Below are 21,587 nucleotides of genomic sequence, written 5' to 3'. Positions count from 1 at the left end.
GGACCGGGTTCGTCAAGGCCGGGGATAGCCTTGCAGGCGCCAAGCCACGAGTCCCGCATAGGCGAGGAACAGGACGCAGAGGCTGTAGGCGAAGCCCTGGGGTGGCACGAGGTCCATGCCGCCGCCGATGATCGGGGGGCCGACCATGAGGCCGACATTGTAGAGGAGCACGAAAGCCGCGTTGGCCCCGGCGAGTTCCGGCCCGCGCACGCTGGCGCCGAGCTGAGCCAGCCCCACGGTGTAGAGCGTGCCGGCCAAGCCGCCCCAGACGAAGAGGAGCACGAGGAGCGCCGGAAAGGACGCCGAGGCGACGGGAATCAGGATCGAGCCGACGGCTCCGCACAGGGCCGAGGCCAGGAGGACGATGCGCCGGTCGATGCGGTCGGCGAGCCAGCCGAACGGGATCTGGAACACGACGTTGCCGAGGGCCAGGACCGAGACGAGACCGGCCGCCGTCTGGGCGTCGTAGCCGAGACGGAGGCCGTAAAGCGGCAGGATCGCGAAGCCCCCGGTCTCGACGGCACCGTAGACCAGGGCGGCCCCGGTCGCTGCCGGCGCGAGGCGCAGATACGCCAGGATCGAACGACTGCCGCCGTGCCCGATCTCCGGCGAGAGGCCGCGCGCCAGCAGCAGCGGGACCATGGCGACGAGGAACAGGCACGACCCGGCGAGGTAGGGCGCGTAACCTTCGGTGCCGAGGAGGGCGAGCAGGGTCGGGCCGACGGCGAAGCCAAGGGCCAGCACGGTGGCGTAGATGCCCATCACCAACCCGCGCCGGGCCGGCGGGGCGGCCTCGCTGATCCAGAACTCGGACAGGACGAACAGGACGCCGAGGGTGGCCGAGAACACGAACCGCAGGGGAAACCACCAGGCGATGTCCTGGAACAGCTTGAAGCCCGTGAGCATGAGAGCGCCGAGCCCCAACGACAGGACCAGCAAACGGACCACGCCGATGCGCGCGGCTACGCGCGGCACGAACGGAACCGTGAGGATACTGGCGAGGCCGGCCACGGCAGTGTTGATGCCGATCAGAGTGCTCGACGCACCCATCCGTGCCATCTCGATGGACAGGAGCGGGATGGTGAGGCTGAGGCCGATGCCGACGACGGCGACACAGACGATGGCGGCGGTGATGGAGGCGAAACGGGCGCGATCGTCGGGCTGCGACGGGTCCTGAACGAGCATGATCGGCGAAATCGGTCCTGGGCGGGCCGCGCCGCGGCCTCGGGACCGCTTTCTCTACGCCGAGGTGGACGAGCGCAACCGCCAGAGCCGCGTCAGCGCGCCGCCGCCGTCACGGGCTTGTCGTCGGTCTTGGGAACCTGCCGCTCGATTCTCTGGCCGTCGCGCAGGTCGGCGGGTGGGCTGAGGACGATCTGCTCACCACCCTCCAGCCCCCGGTCGATCTCCAGGACCGTGCCGAGATCGCGCTGGACATGGACGTTGCGCCAGCGCGCCTGCCCGTCGTCGCCCGCGATCGCCACTTGGGTGCCGCGCTGATTGAAAACCATGGCCTCCGCCGGGATCACCGCGACGGATTGCGTGCGCGGCACCTTGAAGGTCACGGAGACATAAAGGCCCGCGCGAAGCGTCAGATCGGCGTTCGGGACGTCGACCTGCGTGGTCAGGGTGCGCGACGACAACAGAAGGGCGACGGAGCTGCGCTCGACCTTGCCCGAGAACACGCGGTTGGGCATCTGCGGCACGCGGACGGCGGCATCCAATCCCTCGCGGATGCCCCCCGCCGCACTCTGGGGCACGTTGACGGAGACGCGCAGGACGTCGTCGCGGTCCATGGCAAGAAGGGCCGTGCCGGTGCCGTCGGCGTGGACGAGGTCGCCGACATCGACGCCCCGTGTGGTGATCACCCCGTCGAAGGGCGCGACGATATCCTTGAAACCCGTCAGCGCCTTCAGGCGGTCGACCGTGGCGGTCTGCGCCTTGATGTTGGCCTCGGCCACCTTCACGCCGGCCTGGGCCGAGGCGAGGGTCGCGGTCTGGCTCAGTACGCTCGCCTGGGAATTGTCGGCGTTCTGTTTCGAGGCCCAGCCCTGGCCGGCGAGGGTCGAGGTTCGGGAATTGGTGACGTTGGCGAGGCCGACGTTGGCCTTGGCCTGATCGACCATGGCGCGGGCCTGGAGGAGTTGCGCCTCGAGCTGCCCGACCTGCGCCTCGGCCTGCGCGAGTTGCTGGTCGAGGTCGGGTGCGGCGATTCGCAGGAGGATGTCGCCCTTGCGCACGCGGGAGCCGATGTCGACGCGGCGCTCGGCGATGTACCCGGTGGCGCGGGCGTAGAGCGCCGCCCGCGCGAAGGCATCGGTCTGGCCCGGCAGGGTGATCTCCATGGGCTTGTCGGCCCGATCCACCGTGGCCGTGCGCAGGCGCGGCACGTGGGTGTCGATCCTGCGCTGGGTTTCCGTGGCGGCGGCGCGCTGCTGCCACTGGCCGTAGCCGCCCCAGGCCAGGAGCCCGGCGATCCCGAGGCCGACGAGGACGAACGGGCCGGCGCGGGGCGGCGGCGGCACGTCGGACGGGTCGCGGGGGCTGTGGGTCACGCGTAATCCTCCAGGGGCCGAACCTCGCCCCGGCGCAGGAGCGCGTAGAGGAACGGCACGAACAGCAGCGTCGAGGGGGTACCGACGGCGATGCCCCCCATCACGGCGCGGGCGAGGGCAGCGTTCTGCTCACCGCCCTCCCCCGTGCCGAGCGCCATGGGGATGAGGCCGAGGAACATGGCGCCCGCCGTCATCAGCACCGGGCGCAGACGGGTCTCGCCGGCGATGAGCGCGGCCTCCACCGCGCTGCATCCCGTGGCTTCCCGGTGTTCCTTCGCGAAGGTGACGAGGAGGATCGAGTTGGCCGACGCGATGCCGACGGACATGATCGCTCCGAACAGCGAGGGAATCGAGATCGTCGTCCCGGTGATGAACAAGCTGGCGACGATACCACAGAAGGCGAGCGGCAGGGCCGCCAGCACCACGAAGGGGTCGCCCCAGCTCTGGAAGTTCACGGCCATCAGCAGGTAGACGGCCACCAGCGCGATGGCGAGGCCTACCTGGAGCCGCGTGAAGGCCGATTGCATGCTCTCGATCTGGCCCCGGACGGTGATCTTGTCCGGCGCCGGCAGGCCCTTCTGTTCGTCCGCCACGATGGCGCGGATCTCCTTCGCCACGGACCCGAGATCCGAATCCTGAACCGCCGCGTAGACGTTGAAGGTCGGCTGAGTGTTGACGTGGTTGATGACCGTCTGGGTGCCCTCGCGCCGCATGGTCGAGACGCTGGAGAGCAGCGTCAGTACGCCGGGCGCCTCCGGACCGCCCTGAACGAGGAGCGGTGTGTTCTCGAGGGCGGTGAGGGAGTCGTTGCGGAATTCGGGGGTTTGGACCCAGAGCTGATAGGGAATGCCGGTCTTCGGATCGGTCCAGAAGTTCGGCGTCACCTGGAAAGAGCCCGATAGGGAGACGTTGAGCCCCTGCGCGATCTGCTGCTGGGTCAGGCCGAGCTCCGAGGCGAGCTTGCGATCGACGTCGACGAAGAATTGCGGCGTACCGACGATCTGATGGAGATGGACGTCGACGGCTCCGCGCGTTGCCCTGAGCCGACGGACGATGTTCTGTGCGACCTCTAGATCCTTCGCGGTGTTGCGGCCGGAAACCTGGATGTCGATCTGCGCCAGGGTGCCGAAGTTGAGAATCTGGGTGATTATGTCCGAAGGTTGGAAGTAGAACACTACGTCGGGAAAGCGCTCGCGCAGCACCTCGCGCAATTGCTTCGTATAATCGGCGACGGATCCGTGATCTTCCTTGAGATTGATCAACATCTGACCGTCGTTGTAGGCGACGAACGAACCATCCGAGAAAGCGAAGTTGTAGTTATTCGACGGCAGGCCGATGTTGTCGAGGATCTGATCGATCTCACCCTCGGGAATCACTTCCCGGACCACGCGCGCGACGTCGGCGAACACCTGCTCCGCCGTTTCGATCCGCATGCCCGGGCGGGTGCGCAAATGTAGGGTCATCTGGCTCGACGCCACCTGCGGGAAGTAGTCCTGGCCGACGAAGGTGAACAGGCCCGCCGAGCCCGCGAGCACGCAGGCGACCACCGCGAGAGTCGCGACGCGCCGGGCCAGCACGACGTGCAAGAGGCCGACATATCCGCGGTGGAAGCGGGTGAAACGCGCCTCGAACCCGTGGCCGATCCAGCCGGCGAGCCGCAGGAAAGGACGGCCGAGCCAAGCGAGGGCGCGAGCGATGCGGCCCCGGCGCGGAGGCGCGCCGCCGCCGTGGCGCTCGGCGTATTCGCGCGCCACCAGGACATCGATGAGCACCGGCACCAGGGTGCGCGACAGGACGTAGGAGGTCAGCATCGCGAACACGACCGCCAGCGCCTGGGGCGTGAACAGGTACTTGGGCGTGTCGGTCAGCGCGAAGACCGACACGAAGGCGGCGCAGATCGACAGCGTCGAGATCAAGGCCGGCTTGGCGATGCCGGCCGCACCCTCGACCACGGATTTCCGGAACGGCTCACCCTCCTCGAACAGCCGATAGGTGTTCTCGATGGCCACCGTCGCGTCGTCGACGAGGATGCCGACTGCCAGCGCCAAGCCGCCGAGCGTCATCACGTTGATGGTCTCGCCGAGTGCGGCGAGGATGGCGAGCGACGTGAGGATCGAGAGGGGAATCGAGATCAGCACCACGATGGTGGAGCGCCAGGAGCCGAGGAACAGCAGGATGGTGAGGCCCGTCAGCGCCGCGGCGATCACCGCCTCGTGGATCACCCCCTCGATGGCGGCCGAGACGAAGACCGACTGGTCGAACAGGGGCTTGAGGGTCATGCCCTCGGGGGCGGCGGCGCGGATATCGGGGAGCGCCTTCTTGACGTTGTTGACGACGTCGAGGGTCGAGGCGGTTCCGTTCTTGAAAATCCGCATCAGCACCGAATGCACACCGTCGGCGCGCACGATATTGACCTGCGGCGGACCGCCGTCGCGGACGTGAGCCACGTCGCGCACCAGGATCGGCTGGCCACCCACCACACGGATGGGGATCTGGTTCAAGGCGTCGATGGCGTCGGGCGAGGCATTGAGCTGAATCGGGTATTGTTGCTCGCCGATCTTGGCAAGGCCCGAGGGCACCGTGAGGTTCTGAGCGGTGACGGCGTTGGTGACGTCGAGTGCCGTGAGCCCGAGCGCCTGGAGCGCGTGAAGGTCCAGATCGACCATGATCTGGCGCGGCGTGCCGCCGAAGGGCGACGGAAGGGTCGAGCCCGGCACCTGGGTCAGGCGTTGGCGGATGCGGTATTGGGCGTAGTCGTAGACCTTGGTCAGGCTCTCGCGGTCGGAGGCGAGGGAGAGCTGGATGACCGGTACGGAGGAGGCCGAGAATCGCAGGACGATGGGCGGCTGAACCCCGGGCGGCATGGTCGCGCGGATGGAATTCATCGCCGAGACGGTCTGGGCGATGGCGAGATCGATGCTCACGGCCCCGTCGAAATAGATCTTCTGAATCGCCGTACCCTGTAGGGTGGTCGATTCCATACGGGCGATGTTGTTGACGTTGTTGGAGAGCGAGAACTCGGCGTAGGTGGTGATGCGCCGTTCCATCTCGGAGGTGGAGAGCCCGTTATAGGTCCACACCACCACGACCACCGGAATATCCACGGTGGGAAGCACGTCCTTCGGCGCCACCACCACAGCCGCCGCCCCGCCGAGCATCATCAGCACGGCGAGCACGTAGATCGTGATCCGGAACTTCAGCGCGTATTGAACGAGACCCATGCCGTCTCCACGAACGAGCGCTCAGCCGTGGTCGCACAGGCTGCCAGCCGGGACCCATGGATACTGGATGCAGGGGATTTGTTTCGGGATGAATGCTGACCGGCGCGACACAGGCGCCCGATCGGGCGCCCGTACGCTAGATACGGATCGGGTGGGGTGTCCTCAACAGCAACGAAAGCCGTTCCGGTTCCCCACTCCGAAGCGGGCATTCTCGCGGTTCCGAAAGAATTCCCGCTCGCTCATCGGCTCCTGATCCGCATGCGTCCTGCGGATGTGGCTGGCATAGGCCTCGTAATCGCCCTGCCCGACCATGAGGCGGGCGCCGTCGCAGACGCATTTCGAAAAGGTCTTGAGACGGTCCCGCAACTCCATCGACGACAGCGCCATGGTGCCTACTCCGCTGCGACGGCGGCGGGGCCGCCGCTCTCCAGGGCTGTCCAGCGATCGGCGCGATAGGCCTTCACGCAAGCCTTGATGCCGAAGACGCCGATGGCCACCACCAGCCCGACGAACATCACCGCGAGGGCCGCGTCGATGCGGTCGTTGAAGACGATCTTGTGCATGTCGGCCATGTTCTTGGCCGGAGCCAGCACCTTGCCCTCGGCGATCGCCGCCGAGAAGCGGTCGGCATGCGATAGGAAGCCGATCTTGGGGTCCGCCGAGAAGATCTTCTGCCAGCCGGCGGTGAGGGTGCAGATGCACAGCCACACGGTGGGGATGATCGTGACGAAGGCGTAGCGCTCGCGCTTCATTTTGAAGATCACCACGGTGGCGAGCGTCAGGGCCACGGCGGCCAGCATCTGGTTCGAGATGCCGAACAGCGGCCACAGGGTGTAGATGCCGCCGAGCGGATCGGTGACGCCCTGGTAGAGGAAGTAGCCCCAGGCGCCGACGCACAGCGCGGTGGCCAGGATGCTGGGCGCCCAGGCCGTGGTGTCCTTGAACGTCGGTGAGATCAGCCCGAGGAGATCCTGCAGCATGAAGCGGCCGGCCCGGGTGCCCGCGTCCACGGCGGTCAGGATGAACAAGGCTTCGAACAGGATGGCGAAATGGTACCAGAACGCCATCATGGCCTTGCCGCCGATGGCGGAGGAGATGATGTGCGCCATGCCGACCGCGAGGGTCGGCGCACCGCCGGCGCGGGAGATGATCGAGTGCTCGCCGACGTCGACGGCAGTCTGGGCGATCTGTTCGGCGGTGATCGCAAAGGCCGGGTCGAGTTTCGTCACCGCGGCGGCGGCGCTCTCTGGCGTCGTGCCGACGAGGCCGGCGGGCGAGTTCATGGTGAAGTAGATACCCGGCTCGATGACGCTGGCCGAGACCAGGGCCATGACGGCCACGAAGCTCTCCATGAGCATGCCGCCGTAGCCGATGAAGCGTGCGTCGGATTCCCGTTCGATGAGCTTGGGGGTGGTGCCCGACGAGATCAGGGCGTGGAAGCCCGACACCGCGCCGCACGCGATGGTGATGAAGAGGAACGGGAACAGCGTGCCGGCCCAGACCGGACCGGACCCGTCGACAAACTTGGTGACCGCGGGCATCTTCATGTGCGGGGCGACGTAGACGATGCCGAGCGCCAAGCCGACGATGGTACCGATCTTGAGGAAGGTCGAGAGGTAGTCGCGCGGGGCAAGGAGCAGCCAGACCGGAAGGATCGAAGCGACGAAGCCGTAGCCGATGAGCATCCAGGTGAGCTGGGTACCGGTGAAGGTGAAGAACGGGCCCCAATACGGATCGGCCGCGACGTTGCCGCCGTACACGATGGCGAGCATCAGCAACACGAAGCCGAGGATCGAGACCTCGCCGACCTTCCCGGGGCGGATGTAGCGGGCATAGAGGCCCATCATCATGGCGATCGGGATCGTCGCCGCGACGGTGAAGGTGCCCCATGGGCTCTCGGCCAGAGCTTTCACGACGATCATCGCCAGCACGGCGAGGAGGATCACCATGATCATGAAGGTGCCGAACAGGGCGATGACGCCCGGAATGGTGCCGAGTTCGGCGCGGATCAGTTCACCGAGCGAGCGGCCGTCGCGGCGCATCGAGATGAACAGGATCATGAAGTCCTGCACGGCGCCGGCGAGAACCACACCCGCGAGGATCCAGAGCAGGCCAGGCAGGTACCCCATCTGCGCGGCGAGCACGGGGCCGACCAGGGGCCCGGCGCCCGCGATGGCGGCGAAATGGTGCCCGAACAGCACGTTGCGGTTCGTGGGGACGTAATCGAGACCGTCGTTGTGCACGTGGGCGGGCGTCTGGCGCGTATCGTCCAGGCGCATGACCTTGCTGGAAATGAAGAGCGAGTAGTAGCGGTACGCGATCAGGTAGGTGCAGACCGCCGCCACGACGATCCAGAGAGCGTTGACCGTCTCGCCCCGGGTCGTGGCAACGATGGCGAGGGCGGCCGCGCCCAACGCTCCGACGAGGGCCCATGGCCCGTGCTTGGTGATCGCACTCATCGACGTCTCGCTCCTGCGACCTGTCCTTGCTGGCAGATCGTCAAGCCCCCTTGTTACGCAATTCGACGGCGAGGGCCAGACATCTCGCGCGATCCGCAAACATCATTTGCAGAGTGTCACCAGCCCGCCCACGGCCGGCAGATCAATCGACCACGATCACCCGGTTCGGCAGGAGGTCAGGTCCGCCGCCGCGCTCCGGCAGTTCGGCCGCGAGAATCGCCCCGACATCCGCCACGGCGGCGATGAGGCCAGCCTCCATCTCACCCCGGCGCAGGGCTCCGAGCAGCGTACCGATGGAAGCGTTCCAGGCGGCGGACGGAACACGAGCGGCGATCCCGGAATCGGCCACGATCTCGGCATGCCCCTCGGCGCAGGCGAGAAAGATGAGCACCCCGGTGCGCTCCGGCGTCCGTGCCAGGCCCCGCGAACAGAATTCCCGCCGCGCCGCCTCATGCGCCCGGGCCCGACGGATCGCGCGCGGCACGAGAACCATCCGCAGGCGTGGGTGCAGACTGGCCGCCAGGGCCGCGAGAACGACGACGGCCTGCCCGAGGGCGATGGAGACGGCGCTCCACGGCGTCAGCAGGATCAGCGGCCAGGGCACGAGGAGGCCGCAGACCAAGGCGAAAGCCAAGGGCGCCGACCGGTAGGATCCCGCGCGGGCCGCGACCAGGACGACGATCTCGCCCGATGTCGCGGCTTCCGCACGGCTGACGGCTTCGGCGATCCGCGTTCGTGCCGCGCAGTCCAGGATCGGCTTACCAGTCACCCGAGGCTCCTCCGCCACCCGACGAACCGCCCCCACCCGAAAATCCGCCACCATCGCCGAAGCCGCCCGAAACGCCGCCGCTCCACCCGCCGGAGGACGGGCCGGGAAGAATGACGAAACCGCCGCCGCGCCGCCCGCGATTCATCCGGTAGGCGAGAAACAGGATCACCAGGAAGATGACGATGAAGAGGATGACTTGGCCGGGGTCGGCCTCGTCGCGGCGGATCTCGGCCTTGCGATGCCATGTCTCGGCATCTCCGGACAGGATCGACAGCATGGCATCGGCGCCGGCGTTCAGACCACCGACGTAATCCCCATCCTTGAAGCGCGGGGCGATCGCCGTAGTGATGATCACCTTCGACAGGGCATCCGTCAGGGCTCCCTCGAGACCGTATCCGACCTCGATACGAACCTTGCGGTCCTTGGGTGCCACGATAAGCAAAGCGCCGTTGTCGGTCTTCTTCTGGCCGAGGGCCCAATACCGGAACAGGCGGTTGGCGTAATCCTCCACCGTCAGGCCCTGGAGGTCCGGCACCGTGGCGACCACGACCTGATCGGAGGTCTTGTCCTCGTAGGACTTGAGCTTCGATTCGAGGCCGGCGCGATCCTCCGGTTTCAGGATACCGGCCGCGTCGACGACCCGTCCGGTCAGTGCGGGAAAGGACGGATCGGCCGCGAGCGCCAGCCCCGCCTGGAACACGAGGGCGAGCCCGAGAAGGACGGCACGCAATCCTCGCCCCGGGATCACAGGCATGAACGTCTAAAACTTCACGTTCGGCGGACGCTCGGAATTCGGCGTCGCCGTGAAGGTCTCCATCGGCTTGGCCTCGGGATAGAACCACGCCGCGATCCAGCGTCCGGGAATCGTCCGGACCTCGGTGTTGTAAACCTGCACCGCGCCGATATAGTCGCGGCGCGCCACGGCGATCCGGTTCTCGGTGCCCTCGAGCTGCGACTGCAGGGCAAGGAAGTTCTGGTTCGATTTGATGTCGGGATAGCGTTCCACCGTCACCAGCAGGCGTCCGAGGGCACCCGAAAGCTGGTTCTGGGCATCCTGGAATTCCTTGAACTTCTGCGGATCGGTCACCGTCGAGGCGTCGACCTTGACGCTGGAAGCCTTGGCCCGCGCCTCGGTGACGCCGACGAGCACGTCCTTTTCCTGCTGGGCGTAGCCCTTCACCGTCTCAACGAGATTAGGGATCAGGTCGGCCCGGCGCTGGTACTGGTTCTGCACCTCGCTCCACGACGATTTGGCACTCTCCTCAAGGGTCGGCACCCGGTTGATGGCGCCGCATCCCGCGAGGGCGGTCGCGAGCGCCAAGGCGACGAAAGCCGTGCGGATCCGACCGAAGACGGAGGGTCCGGCCGAAAGGGCGGCGCCAGGCTGCATGAACGAGACTCCCGGGGGCAACGACGTGCGGAACCGCACTGCCCTGCGACAGATAGGCATGACCTTAGGCACGGGAAGGGCCCGGCCCGACATATGCCACGGGAAACGCGTGCCGGAGGCCTCGGTACGACCTCGAAAATACCTCCTCCGGACCTCCGCGCCGCCGCCGTCGCGCTGTTGACAAGGCAGGGAGGTTCGGTGCGCTGTGCCGGGCATGGACGGTACTGCACTCGCCCCGCAAGAGAAGCCGAGGGTCTCCATCACCTACTGCACGCAGTGCCAGTGGCTCCTGCGTGCAGCCTGGATGGCCCAGGAACTGCTCTCCACCTTCCGGGACGATCTCGGGGAGGTCGCCCTGATTCCCGGAACCGGAGGCGTATTCGTCATCGCCTGCGGCCCCGACACCATCTGGGACCGAACGCTGGATGGCGGCTTTCCGGACGTGAAGGCCCTGAAGCAACGGGTGCGGGACCGGGTCAGTCCGGCGCGCGATCTCGGTCACGTCGATCGCCCATGAGGGAGCCCGAGCCGCATTCCGGCGATGGCACGTACGTGCCCGGTGGCTTCCCACCCGAGCGGACGCGGTTCGGACGATTCCGGCGGCGCTCGAAGCGTCTCGGCCGGCTCATTCCCGATCTCTGGCGCCGGGACGTCTCGACACAGGTCTATCTCATCGCCCTCGTCGTCGCGCTGATCGGGCCGGGCCTCTTGTTCACCGCGATCCTGCTCGTTCGCTACGCCGGAACCGAGCGGGCACGCTTCGAACAGGATGCCCGCGAGAACGTCCGGAGCATCGCCCTATCGGTGGACCGGGATACGGCCGGCCTCGTTTCCGTGCTCCAGACCCTCGCGACCTCGCCACGCCTGAGGGATTCGGAGTTCGCGAATTTCGACACGCAGGCGCGCCTCGTCCGCGACGCCGTCGGTCTCGACCTCCTCCTGCGCCGGCCCGACGGGCAGCAACTCGTCAACACGGCGGTTCCCATTGGCGCACCGATGCCGAAGGGGAGCCTGCCATTCGACCGGGAGATCACGGCGGGCGGGCAACGGGCCGTCGTGTCCGGGCTGCTGCACGGAGCGACTCCGCGGGCGGCCACCTACGCCATTGCGGTTCCGGTGATGCTCGACACCGAAGTCGCCTACATCCTCAGCTTCACCGCACCCGTGGGACGTCTGCAGGCCCTTACCGCCCGCGAGAGCATCGTCGGCTGGACCACGGGCATCTCCGACCGGGACGGGATCGTGCTCACCCGCATTCCCGATGCGGACGCCATCGTCGGTCAGCCACGCCTGGCGACCCTGCGGCAGAAGCAGACTGGTACCCCGGGGGTCTGGGAGGGCAAGGACCGGGCGATGCGGCCCGTCACCGTCGTCGAGGCCCGCGCCCGGCTCACCGGATGGACGGTGGGCGCCGTCATCCCGCAATCCCTCGTCGAGGCACGCCTGCACGGCTGGATCTGGGCGTTCTGCGGCTTCGGGCTCCTCGTCCTGGCGACCTCGTCGGTCCTGGCCGTGAGCCTGTGGTCTCGGGTGGCGCGCCCCCTGCGGCGCCTGGCGGCGACGGGGCCGGCCCTGGCGCGCGGCGAGGCGATCCCGCGCATCACCTCGCCGATCAACGAGATCCGCAGCCTCGGCGAGGTCCTCGCCGAGGCCTCCGAGCGCCTGCGGACCCGCATTACCGAACGTGACCGGGCCCTGGCCGAGACCGAACGCGGCTTGAGCGCCTTGCGGGAAAGCGAGGCGCGGTTCCGGCACATGGCCGATTCGGCGCCGGCCCTGATCTGGATGACCGACGCGTCGGCCGAGATCAGCTTCACCAACATGCATTTCGAGCATCTGTTCGGTGCGGCGGCCCACACCCTCGCGGGCGACGGCTGGCACCGGATCGTCCATGCCGACGACCTGCCCGGATTCTCGGCCCTGTTCCGAGAGGCGTTCGAGGCTCGCCAGCCGTTCCGCGGCGAGGTCCGCGTCATTGACCGCACGGGACGCATCCGCTGGCTCCGCTGCGAGGGCGTGCCGCGCCAGGACGATACCGGGACGTTCCTCGGCTACACCGGATGCAATGTCGACATCACCGACGCCAAGCGCGCCGAGGAGCATCTCCTGCTCCTGATCCACGAACTCAATCACCGGGTGAAGAACACCCTCGCCACCGTGCAATCCATCGCCGGCCAGTCCCTGCGCCGGCTCGAGGGTGAGGACGCGGCCGCCGCCCGTGCCGCGTTCGAGGCACGCCTCCTCGCCCTGGCGCGGGTTCACGACGTGCTCACCCGCGAGAGTTGGGAAGGGGCCGAACTCGCCACGGTGGTGGCCGACGCCATCGCACCGCTCGATGCGTACGGGCCGAATGGCGATCCGCAATCTTCCCGCTTCCGCGTCACCGGACCACCCCTGCGCCTACCGCCGCGCTTCGCCCTCTCCATCGCCATGGCGCTTCACGAACTCGGGACCAACGCGGTCAAGTACGGGGCACTGTCCCGCGAAGGCGGCCGTGTCGCGATCGCCTGGTCGGCGATCCGGGATCCGGAGCTGCGCCTTCACCTCCGTTGGAGCGAGAGCGGCGGTCCGCCCGTCGTGCCGCCGACCCGGACGGGATTCGGCTCCCGCCTGATCGAGCGCAGCCTCGCCCGTGATCTCGCCGGAGAGGTCAAGCTTCACTACGCCTCGGACGGCGTGGTCTGCACCATCGAGGCACCGGTGCCATCCCCGACGCTCATGGAGCGCAAGGCCGGACTTGTTCTTCCGGCCGTCGACATCCCCTTGCCCGGCCCTGTCGGAACGGACGCGGGCGGCATCGCAGCACGGGCGTGACCCCGAGGGTCGATCACATTCCTGCGGTTCTTGTACCGCTCCGAAGCGACGCCGTGATGCCATTGCATCGCAAAGGCTTGGGGAAATGGTTTATCGGTATTTACCTCGCCCTATCGCAATTCGATTTGCACCGCACAATGGTGGCGATACACAACCTGCCAATACGTTCTGAGCGCTGCATCGCAAGATTAAGCACAACTCAAGGATAGCTGCCGAACTCGAATGCAAGTCGATTGATGTCCATGCCTTCAGCGTTTCTTAACTGGGGGACACTAATTTTTAGGCACCACCAACAGGACGCCCACAATGCTCGGTTTTCCCCTCGCCAGGTCCACGAAGACCCGAGCCGCGTCCGAAGAGCCCGTGGCCGCGATGCCGGCCTCGGACGATGCCCGTCTGGTACGCGCGGTCGAGCGCCTGATGACGACGCAGGACCGCGATGCCATCGATCTCCCTGACGGTCTTCTGAAGACCGCCTTGGGCCAGGTCCGGGTCGATGCCGATCGAGCCACGCTCCGTGCCCTCGGCAGCACGGCCCGCCTGGCACGGGAGGCGTCCGAAGCCGCCACCAACACGGGGTGGATGACCTACGACGTCGGCGAAGTGGCCCGCGCGACCCAGACCATCGCGGGTGCGACGGAGGAACTCGCCGCCTCCATCGCCGAGGTCGCCCAGACCTCCGACACCGTGGTCAGGGTCGCCGACGACGCGCTGTCCGCCATGCAGACCTGCATCACCGACGGCAGCCAAGCCCGCAACGCGATGCAGGAGATCGAGGGTCGGACCGTCCAGATCGCCGACCGCGTCGTGGTGCTGGAACGCGCCATTGCCCAGATCGAGGTGATGGCCACCGCCATCGCGGCGATTTCGAGCCAGACGAACCTGCTCGCCCTCAACGCGACCATCGAGGCGGCACGGGCCGGGGAAGCCGGTCGCGGATTCTCGGTCGTCGCCGCCGAGGTCAAGTCGCTGTCGGCCCAGACCGCAAAATCCACGGGCGAGATCCGCTCCCTGCTCAACACCCTCACGGTCGAGATGGGCTCCATCGCCCAGGCGGTGAGCGAGAGCCGCGTCGCCGTCGCGACGGGCCGCAACATTGTCGATGGTCTCGAGACACGGGTTTCGCAGGCCAACGAACGGATCGGTGAAGCGAGCGACCTCAACCGAGCCATCGCACACATGCTTGGACAGCAGCGTCAGGCCACGGCCGAAATCTCCAGCAGCGTCCAGAACATCGCCGGCAAGGCCTCGAAGACCCACGAGGAAATCGAGCTGATCACCAATCGCCTGGTGAAGGCCGAAGCCCTTGGGCAGACGGCTCTGGCATCGAGCGGTCATGAGCCGTCCACCTATGCACTTGTACGCCTCCCGGCGGATATCGGAGCCTGGAAGCGTAAACTGGCCCGAGTCTTGGTGGGACTCGCCGAACCCGACCGCGGACTCGCAAAGCTGCCGTGGAACAATGGAGCGAGCCTCGGCGCGCTCCTGCGGACCGGTCCCCTCGGCGCTCACCCCGCTCTATCGGACCTTCTCAAGTCCGAAGCCAAAGCCCTGGAGGAGGCTGAACGGATGATCGCAGCCCTCGCGACGCAGAATTGGGACGTGGGGACGCCGGCGTATCGGGGTGCGACGGATGCGATGAAGGCGATGCTCGCCACCACCCGGACCATGCTCGGAGAAACCGAGACCGCGTAAAACTGTTTCCGTCTGATTGACGCGGCGGGGATTCTCGCCGAGCGGAGTGATGGTTAGGGTTTGGGTCATGTCTCATGGAGGCGAACCCAGCTCACATCGTCGATCATCTATGTTTTGCGGAACTGGGTCGGCGTGCTCGAACCAGCGACGACCCGCGCGCGGCACGGCATTACCAGGCGATCTGGCTTCTGGCGCAGAGCAAGCCGTTGGCGGAGGTCGCGGCCACGACCGGCTTCGTGCAGCGTTGGCTGGAACAGTTGGCCAAACGCTACAATCAGTTCGGTCCTGATGCGCTGGGCGACCGGCGCCGCCGCAAGGGAACGGCCCCCGACTTCTGCCCCCTGATCTTCTGGACAAGCTGTCGCGTACGCCTCGCTGGGCCTCCGCCCGATGGTGGGCCCTGGAGTAAGCCCACGATCGCAGCGTGGATGACAGCTGAACTCGGGTTGGTCTCGGTCTACCCGCAGCGTGCCTGGGAGGCGCTGCAGGCGATCGGCTGCTCGATCCAGGCACCACGGGCGAGGAACCCGGCCGCAGCCGGCCCCGAGACACAGACCACCTTCAAAAAACTCGCCGCCACCCTCGCCGAGGAAGAGGCACGCCACCCCGGCCGGCCGGTCGCGCTTTTCTGCACGGACGAGCACCGCGTCGACCTGAAGCCGATCACGCGCCGGGTCTGGCCGCCGCGCGGACGACGGCCGATCGAACCCGGCCGTCACCGCTACGAATGGCTCTACGTCACCGCCTTCGCAGCGCCCGCCAGCGGCGAGCGCCACTGGTACGTCGGCAACGGCGTCTCCAAGCCGCTCTCGGGGCCTTCTGGCGCTGTTCGCCCTTGAGGTCGGGGCGGGCGAGCGACGCACCGTTATCCCACGTCTCGACGGGGCCGGCTGGCACACGGAGCCCGGTCTGCGCGCGACCAGATGCCTACGCCTGATCGACCTGCCGCCCTAAGCGCCCGAACGCCAGCCCGCCGAGCATCTCTGGAGGCTCGTCGACGAACCCATCGCCATTGATGACGAGCCCGGTCGTCGCCAGCATCCTGAAAGGACCGCGGGCCGTAGCTGTCAGATTGCGTTCCTCGCCTGATATCCGTTCCAGCGCGCACGCGCCGACAGGTTGATCACACCTGCTGCGCGCGCTCCGTTCCAACACCAAGACCGCGGCTGGCACCGGTTCCGCGTGGCAATCGAGGGCGATCCACTCAACCTCCGATACCATCCTGGCTTCATCCTTCCGCAGGACTGTGCGGCGTTGGCGGCGCAATCTCGCACGATCCGAAGCGCTCACGAGCCCGTCGGAATTCTTCCGGTCGAAACGGAGGGCGGGTGTGCTTCGATGGCGCGGATCCTGCTCGCTCCTTACCCCACGGCCGGGACGGTCACGAAACTCACCACCGCGCCCGTGATCGCCGCGTTCAGGGCCCGATACGGCGAGATCCGCACCACGTGGCGGCGGTTGCCGTCACGGATCGTGGGCTGCTCGATCTCGCGCTCGATCTCCTTGCCGTCGGTCAGGACGCGGGTGAGGTCCTCCGCAAGGTCAGGGTAGGCCGGACGTACGGCGAAGTCGGTCAGGGGCCGGCCGCGGTCGCTGTCCTGGATCGGGATGAACCGTGCCACCGCCGGCGTGAAGGTGCGGATGATGAGGTCGCGGTCGAGGAACACGATGGCGAGGCCGCTGGCGTCGAACAGGTTGCGGAGATCGCTGTTCGCCCGGTCCAGGACGTCGATCTTACCGCTCAATTCGTGGTTGACCGTCTGCAGTTCCTCGTTGAGCGATTGCAGCTCTTCCTTGGAGGCCTCCAGTTCCTCGTTGGTCGATTGCAGCTCCTCGTTGACCGAAACCAGCTCCTCGTTCGACGACTTCAGCTCCTCGAGGGCGGTCTCGTATTCCTCGATCAGCGTCTGCAGGCGCTCGCGGGTGTCGCGCAACTCATGTTCGAGTTGCAGCGCGTCCGAGCCGGGCTTCGGCCGCGCGTCGCGTTGCTCGGCGTCGCTCCGGCTCAAGGACGGCCCTTGATCGTGGAACAGCACGACGAGGAGCGGATCGGCACCCTCGCGCAGGGGTAGCGGCTCGACGGTGATCGAGACGACCTGGATACGCCCTTCCTCGCCCTCGACGGCGATATCCGAGCGGAAGGCGGGGCCGTGCGACTCGATCGCCTCGCGCAGGGCCGAGCGCAGATCGAGACGCAGGCCCCGGCGCGCCAGGGTCAGGAGCTGGCGGCTGGGCAGCCCGGCGGGCGCCTCCAGATACTTTCCGGTGCGGGTGGAGTAGTGGACCACGTCGCCTTCGCGGTCGACGACGACGTGGGCCGGGGCGAAACGCTCGACGACGTGGCTCTCGACCGCCTGCCGCACGGACGCGCCGGATTCCGGATTGAAGGGAGGCGGGCGCACGGCTTGGCCGGAGCGCCGCGCGAACGGGGCGAGTTGCGTGCCGTTGATCGCGAGCGGCAGCGCGGCGCCGGACCGCTCGGTGTCGCGTGCCTGGAAAATGCGGTGCTTCTTGTCGATCGGCGTGAAGAGGTCGCCGAACTGGCTGACGTTCTCGGCCGTGCCGAGGAAAAGGTGCCCGCGCGGGCGCAGAGCGTAGTGGAAGATCGGGATCACCTGCGCCTGCACGACCGGGCCGAAATAGATCAGCAAATTGCGGCACGAGACGAGATCGATACGTGAGAACGGTGGATCGCGGATCACGCTGTGGGGCGAGAAGACGCACAATTCGCGCACCGCCTTGACCACGACGTAGGAACCGCCCTCGGCCGAGAAGAACCGACGACGGCGTTCGGGCGAGACGGTGTCGAGAAGCGCCTCCGGGTAGCGTCCGGATCGGGCGACGGCCAGGGCCGGATCGTCGATGTCGGTGGCGAAGATCTGTACGCGCGGCACGGCGCGCAGGCCGTCCATGTGCTCGCGCATCAACATGGCGATGGAGTAGACCTCCTCGCCCGTGGCGCATCCGGGCACCCAAACCCGGATCGTGTCGCCTGCTCCGCGCCCCTCGAACAGGCGGGGCAACACCCGCAGCTTCAGGGCCTCGAACGCGTCGCCGTCGCGGAAGAAATTAGTGACGTTGATGAGCAGGTCGCGGAACAGCGCGGTGACTTCGGTCCCGTCCGCACGCAGACGCTCGACGTAGTTCTCGATCCGGTGGAGGCGGGCCACCTGCATCCGGCGCTGGACCCGCCGGGCAAAGGTCTTCGGCTTGTAACCCGAAAAGTCGTGTCCGACTTGATCGCGCAGCAAAGCGTGGATCTCGGACATGGCCGCCTCGGCGGCCGCCGTCTCCAACCCCTCGATCACACCGAAGCTGCGGGCGTATTCGGCGAGTTGGGCGCCGATGGCGTCGGCCGGCAACTCGAAATCGACGAGCCCGGTGGCGATGGCGCTGGCAGGCATGTCCGGATGACGCGGCACCGTGCCGTCCGATCCTTGCGCGAAGGTCAAACCGCCACGCTCCTTGATCGCCTTGATGCCGAGGGTCCCGTCCGTGCCACCGCCGGAGAGGACCACGCCGACGGCGTATTCGCCGTAGGCCCGTGCCAAGTCGCTGAAGAACAGGTCGATCGGGTTGCGCTCGCGCTGAACCGGGTCGTGCTCGCGCAGTCTGAGACGGCCATCGGCGATGCCGAGCAGCATCCTGGCCGGAAGCACATAGATGCGCCCCGGCTCCACCGGCATCCCGTCCTCCGCCACGATCACCGGGAGTTTGGTGAAGCGGCCAAGCACCTCATGCAGCAAGCTTTCTCTGTCCGGGCTGACATGGGTGACGACCACGTAGGCAAGGTCGCCGTCGAGGCCGAGGCCGGAGAACAGCGTCTCCAGCGCCTCGATTCCACCGGCCGAAGCGCCGATGCCGACCACAGGGAAGCGCGCGGGCCCGATCATCGCGCGTCTCCGACGGGGGGCACGTGCTCGCCGGGCACCCTCGACCGGGGCGCCATCATGACGCCCGCGACCGGGCAAGGATCTCCCGCGACCGTTCCGTGGTTTCACGCGCCGCACGGATCACTTCGGCGATCTCGCCCGACAACTGGCGCGCCCGTGCCAGTTGCCCGGGCCGGGCCGACTTGCGCAGGCTGTTCAAACGCTCCGCGAAGGGTACTTCCATCAGGGGAATGCCGGCGGCATCGGCGATGACGAAGGCGTAGGGCAGTGGACTGAGCCCCTTGCGCGCGAATTCCGCCGCCATGTCGGGGATCGAAGCACAGACTTCGAGGTAAGCGGTGTCGAGGTCGGCCAGGGCGAGGCCGTCATCGTCGGGGTCGAGGCCGGCCGGCGTACGCAGGTGGAAGTGGAACTGTGGCAAGAGCGGGCTCGCGATGGTCTGAGCCGCACGGGCGGCGTTACGGCAAAAGAACGCTAACACAGGTGATGGCTCGATGACCTTACCTGGATCAGGTGCGGCGCAGTGTCCGCGTTCCGCACATGGATGGAAGTCGGAAACGGAGGACCGGACCGTGGATCACCCTCTGATCGCCAAATTGGAGCAGTTCAGTCGTCTGTCCGACGAAGATCGGCGGACACTCGAGATCCTCACCGAGGGCCCGGTTCGCCGCTTCGCCTCGCGTGCGGACATCGTCCGCGAAGGTGAGGCTCCGCGGGCAGTGCGCCTCATCCTGTCCGGGTGGGCCTGCCGCTACAAGCAACTCCCCAACGGACGTCGCCAGATCGTGGCGCTTTTTTTGCCCGGCGACCTATGCGACCACAACGTCTTCGTGCTGTCCGAGATGGATCACTCCATCGGAACATTGAGCCCCGTCGCGCTCGTCGAGATCCCGCCGCCCGCGTTCGAGGAGATGATGACGGTCCGTCCACGGGTCACGCGGGCGCTGTGGTGGGAATCCCTCGTGAACGCGGCGACGCAACGCGAGTGGATCCTCAACCTCGGCGGGCGGGACGCGGTGGAGCGCCTCGCCCACCTGTTCTGCGAGCTGTTCTATCGCCTGCGCGGGATCGGCCACATGCAGGACGGAGGCTGCGATCTACCATTGACGCAGACGGATCTCGCCGAGGTCGCCGGCCTCACACCCGTCCACGTCAACCGGACCCTGCAGTCCCTGCGTCGGCAAGGGCTGCTCGAACTGAGGGGGCGCCGCCTGACCATCCCGGACCTGCCGGCCCTGGAACGCGTCGCGTCCTTCAACCCGAACTACCTGCATCTCGACCGGGTCGGCGCGCGGTTCGATGCCTGAATGGGCGGCCGGGTGATCGAGCGCGCGCGGCTTTCGCGTCGGTGAGTGGGTTTCCCGTTTCCGTCCGCAACGCGGGGACGGCATCCGACCTCGCTTCAGGCCCGGCGCTTATGGTTCGCCAATTGTGCGGCAACCGGAAACGGCGTCGGTGCCGCCGCCAGGATCGGCTTCCACGTGGCACCCCATTCTTCGAGCGGAACGGGAGCGGAGCGGTGGACCAGATCGAGGAAGGCCAGGCCGACCTCCGCCGTCGCACGCTTCACCAGCGGGTTCAGCGGTCCACCGTTCCTCAACGATCGGTCGGTGAACACGCTGTGCGAGCCGCCCTGGAACACCACGAGGGCCTTCTGCTGCGTCGGGATCGCCGCATAGACGTCGAGGCGGTCCTGGACGGGGGAGTAGCGACCGGGAATGCGGATCGTGTCTTCCGTCGTGGTCACGTGGAGCGTGGGAACGTCGACGGAGGCAAGGACTGCCGCGAGGTCGGTCTCGCCGTAGAAGGGCGGGGCCGAGATGACGATGCTGGCCGAGAAGCGCGGGTCGCGGAAGCCGAGGAGCTTTCCATCGCGCATCACCTGGGCGCCCGTGAGGATCAGCGTGGTGTTGGCCCCGTAGGAATGCCCCGCCGCGACGATGCGCTTCCGGTCGATGGCGGCGTGGAAGGGATTGCCGCGCTGGAGCAACTGGTCGAGGCCAAAGCTCACGTCGTGCGTCCGCTCGATGGCCTCGCGTTCGTCGGCCGCGCTGTCGAGGCGGTCGAGGAGCAGGATCGGGTTGCCCTGCCACAAGGTCTGGTCGCTTCCGACGTGCTGGATGTGAAGGCTCGCCGTGCCCTGCGCAGACCATGCTTCGCCGAGGTAACTGTAGCCCGTCCGCGAGCCACCGAGGCCATGGGAGAACACGATGAGCGGCACCGGCCCCTTTCGGGCCGAGGCGCCCGGCCAGTACAGCCGCGCCGGTACCGCGCGGCCGCGTGCGGGATCGACCCATTCGAAATCGACGAACCGGGTCACGTCCGATGCCGGCGCCGACGCGGCTGGAAGCCCCGAGAGCAGCCCTCCCGCACCGGCACCGAGCAGCATGGCGCCGACGCGACGGCGCGTCAGGCCCCCGTTGCCCGTGCGTGGGCCCACGGGACCGGCCGGCGATACGGGAGCGACATCGTCGGCGTGGGTCACGTTAGCCTCGGGCCTGTAACGAGCTTGGCCTCTTCCGAAACCCTCGCGGCGGCGGAATGGTGGGACCGGATCCGCGGAAGGGATTCGGTCAACTTCACGGCCAAGGTGAACGCCGAAGGCGACGCGGTCTACAGCCGCCGGTGCCGGGCGGTGTGCTCCCGCACCGGCTGTGTCGGAAACGGGTGACAGGCCGGCGAGCGCAACCCAGGCGCGACCGGCAAACCGTCTGTCCGAGCCGGTCCGCCAGCCCCGGAACTCCACGGTGCACAGGGCCGATGCCGGAGGCGCTTTCGTCAAGGCGTCCTA

At 67.4% G+C, this 21,587-nt stretch carries 17 protein-coding genes; 5 read left to right on the top strand and 12 right to left on the bottom strand.

The genetic code is table 11. The features are described 5' to 3' along the window. Positions 1-12 precede the first annotated feature (12 nt). From ASF52_RS20050 to ASF52_RS20015, 8 genes are all read right to left on the bottom strand, one after another. Positions 13-1,185 carry an MFS transporter gene (locus ASF52_RS20050; protein ID WP_056176000.1) on the bottom strand — a complete coding sequence of 391 codons (1,173 nt, stop codon included), beginning with the start codon at positions 1,183-1,185 and terminating at the stop codon, positions 13-15. 92 nt (positions 1,186-1,277) lie between these two features. Beyond that, positions 1,278-2,555, bottom strand: a complete 1,278-nt coding sequence (locus ASF52_RS20045) for an efflux RND transporter periplasmic adaptor subunit (RefSeq protein WP_056175997.1) — start codon at positions 2,553-2,555, stop codon at positions 1,278-1,280. Beyond that, positions 2,552-5,776 carry an efflux RND transporter permease subunit gene (locus ASF52_RS20040; protein WP_056175994.1) on the bottom strand — a complete coding sequence of 1,075 codons (3,225 nt, stop codon included), beginning with the start codon at positions 5,774-5,776 and terminating at the stop codon, positions 2,552-2,554. The genes ASF52_RS20045 and ASF52_RS20040 overlap by 4 nt, the downstream gene beginning before the upstream one ends. A gap of 162 nt (positions 5,777-5,938) precedes the next feature. Further along, positions 5,939-6,163 (bottom strand): YbdD/YjiX family protein, encoded by a 225-nt coding sequence (locus ASF52_RS20035; RefSeq protein WP_056097260.1) that lies wholly within the window; start codon positions 6,161-6,163, stop codon positions 5,939-5,941. A gap of 5 nt (positions 6,164-6,168) precedes the next feature. Next, the gene (locus ASF52_RS20030; protein WP_056175991.1) at positions 6,169-8,235 is read right to left on the bottom strand and encodes a carbon starvation CstA family protein; all 2,067 of its coding nucleotides are present in this window, start codon (positions 8,233-8,235) and stop codon (positions 6,169-6,171) included. A 142-nt stretch (positions 8,236-8,377) separates the two neighbouring features. After that, complete coding sequence (locus ASF52_RS20025; RefSeq protein ID WP_056175988.1) at positions 8,378-9,004, bottom strand: TPM domain-containing protein; 627 nt, start codon at positions 9,002-9,004, stop codon at positions 8,378-8,380. Beyond that, positions 8,994-9,758 carry a TPM domain-containing protein gene (locus tag ASF52_RS20020; protein WP_056175985.1) on the bottom strand — a complete coding sequence of 255 codons (765 nt, stop codon included), beginning with the start codon at positions 9,756-9,758 and terminating at the stop codon, positions 8,994-8,996. Before ASF52_RS20020 ends, ASF52_RS20025 begins: the two co-directional genes overlap by 11 nt. A 6-nt stretch (positions 9,759-9,764) precedes the next feature. Beyond that, positions 9,765-10,394, bottom strand: a complete 630-nt coding sequence (locus tag ASF52_RS20015) for a LemA family protein (RefSeq protein WP_056175982.1) — start codon at positions 10,392-10,394, stop codon at positions 9,765-9,767. A gap of 214 nt (positions 10,395-10,608) precedes the next feature. On the opposite strand from ASF52_RS20015, the gene ASF52_RS20010 reads away from it, so the two are divergent. The 4 genes from ASF52_RS20010 to ASF52_RS22760 all read left to right on the top strand — a co-directional run bounded on the left by ASF52_RS20010 (position 10,609) and on the right by ASF52_RS22760 (position 15,742). Then, the gene (locus tag ASF52_RS20010; protein WP_056175979.1) at positions 10,609-10,911 is read left to right on the top strand and encodes a SelT/SelW/SelH family protein; all 303 of its coding nucleotides are present in this window, start codon (positions 10,609-10,611) and stop codon (positions 10,909-10,911) included. Next, positions 10,908-13,208: a sensor histidine kinase gene (locus ASF52_RS20005; RefSeq protein WP_082515411.1), complete on the top strand. Its 2,301-nt coding sequence runs from the start codon at positions 10,908-10,910 to the stop codon at positions 13,206-13,208. The genes ASF52_RS20010 and ASF52_RS20005 overlap by 4 nt, the downstream gene beginning before the upstream one ends. A 306-nt stretch (positions 13,209-13,514) precedes the next feature. Next, positions 13,515-14,903, top strand: coding sequence for a methyl-accepting chemotaxis protein (locus ASF52_RS20000; RefSeq protein ID WP_056175976.1), 1,389 nt, complete (start codon positions 13,515-13,517; stop codon positions 14,901-14,903). Positions 14,904-14,977: 74 nt separating this feature from the next. Then, complete coding sequence (locus tag ASF52_RS22760; RefSeq protein WP_156630246.1) at positions 14,978-15,742, top strand: helix-turn-helix domain-containing protein; 765 nt, start codon at positions 14,978-14,980, stop codon at positions 15,740-15,742. 88 nt (positions 15,743-15,830) lie between these two features. Here the strand turns inward: ASF52_RS22760 and ASF52_RS23070 are convergent, their stop codons facing one another. The 3 genes from ASF52_RS23070 to ASF52_RS23020 all read right to left on the bottom strand — a co-directional run bounded on the left by ASF52_RS23070 (position 15,831) and on the right by ASF52_RS23020 (position 19,217). After that, on the bottom strand, positions 15,831-16,124 hold the full coding sequence (locus tag ASF52_RS23070; protein WP_056175970.1) for a hypothetical protein: 294 nt from the start codon (positions 16,122-16,124) through the stop codon (positions 15,831-15,833). A 140-nt stretch (positions 16,125-16,264) separates the two neighbouring features. Next, a complete protein-coding gene (locus ASF52_RS19985) occupies positions 16,265-18,796 on the bottom strand; it encodes a CheR family methyltransferase (protein WP_056175967.1) in 2,532 nt (843 codons plus the stop codon). A gap of 55 nt (positions 18,797-18,851) precedes the next feature. After that, positions 18,852-19,217 (bottom strand): DUF6894 family protein, encoded by a 366-nt coding sequence (locus tag ASF52_RS23020; protein ID WP_200918890.1) that lies wholly within the window; start codon positions 19,215-19,217, stop codon positions 18,852-18,854. Between the two features lie 151 nt (positions 19,218-19,368). Between ASF52_RS23020 and ASF52_RS19975 the strand changes: the two genes are divergently transcribed. Further along, on the top strand, positions 19,369-20,103 hold the full coding sequence (locus tag ASF52_RS19975; protein WP_056175964.1) for a Crp/Fnr family transcriptional regulator: 735 nt from the start codon (positions 19,369-19,371) through the stop codon (positions 20,101-20,103). A gap of 95 nt (positions 20,104-20,198) precedes the next feature. Here ASF52_RS19975 and ASF52_RS19970 read toward each other — a convergent pair whose 3' ends face one another. Beyond that, positions 20,199-21,281, bottom strand: a complete 1,083-nt coding sequence (locus ASF52_RS19970; RefSeq protein ID WP_244473880.1) for an alpha/beta hydrolase family protein — start codon at positions 21,279-21,281, stop codon at positions 20,199-20,201. Positions 21,282-21,587: the final 306 nt, after the last annotated feature.

This window comes from Methylobacterium sp. Leaf112, assembly GCF_001423295.1.
Taxonomy (GTDB): domain Bacteria; phylum Pseudomonadota; class Alphaproteobacteria; order Rhizobiales; family Beijerinckiaceae; genus Methylobacterium.
Note: the sequence above shows the minus strand (reverse complement) of the source record. Positions and strands in the feature narration are given on the sequence as shown.

Bases quoted from the DNA above. Each gene is read 5' to 3' on its own strand.
- ASF52_RS20050 (WP_056176000.1), bottom strand. From the start codon at position 1,185: ATGCTCGTTCAGGACCCGTCGCAGCCCGACGATCGCGCCCGTTTCGCC.
- ASF52_RS20040 (WP_056175994.1), bottom strand. From the start codon at position 5,776: ATGGGTCTCGTTCAATACGCGCTGAAGTTCCGGATCACGATCTACGTG.
- ASF52_RS20035 (WP_056097260.1), bottom strand. From the start codon at position 6,163: ATGGCGCTGTCGTCGATGGAGTTGCGGGACCGTCTCAAGACCTTTTCG.
- ASF52_RS20030 (WP_056175991.1), bottom strand. From the start codon at position 8,235: ATGAGTGCGATCACCAAGCACGGGCCATGGGCCCTCGTCGGAGCGTTG.
- ASF52_RS20020 (WP_056175985.1), bottom strand. From the start codon at position 9,758: ATGCCTGTGATCCCGGGGCGAGGATTGCGTGCCGTCCTTCTCGGGCTC.
- ASF52_RS20015 (WP_056175982.1), bottom strand. From the start codon at position 10,394: ATGCAGCCTGGCGCCGCCCTTTCGGCCGGACCCTCCGTCTTCGGTCGG.
- ASF52_RS20010 (WP_056175979.1), top strand. From the start codon at position 10,609: ATGGACGGTACTGCACTCGCCCCGCAAGAGAAGCCGAGGGTCTCCATC.
- ASF52_RS20005 (WP_082515411.1), top strand. From the start codon at position 10,908: ATGAGGGAGCCCGAGCCGCATTCCGGCGATGGCACGTACGTGCCCGGT.
- ASF52_RS20000 (WP_056175976.1), top strand. From the start codon at position 13,515: ATGCTCGGTTTTCCCCTCGCCAGGTCCACGAAGACCCGAGCCGCGTCC.
- ASF52_RS22760 (WP_156630246.1), top strand. From the start codon at position 14,978: ATGGAGGCGAACCCAGCTCACATCGTCGATCATCTATGTTTTGCGGAA.
- ASF52_RS23070 (WP_056175970.1), bottom strand. From the start codon at position 16,124: ATGGTATCGGAGGTTGAGTGGATCGCCCTCGATTGCCACGCGGAACCG.
- ASF52_RS19985 (WP_056175967.1), bottom strand. From the start codon at position 18,796: ATGATCGGGCCCGCGCGCTTCCCTGTGGTCGGCATCGGCGCTTCGGCC.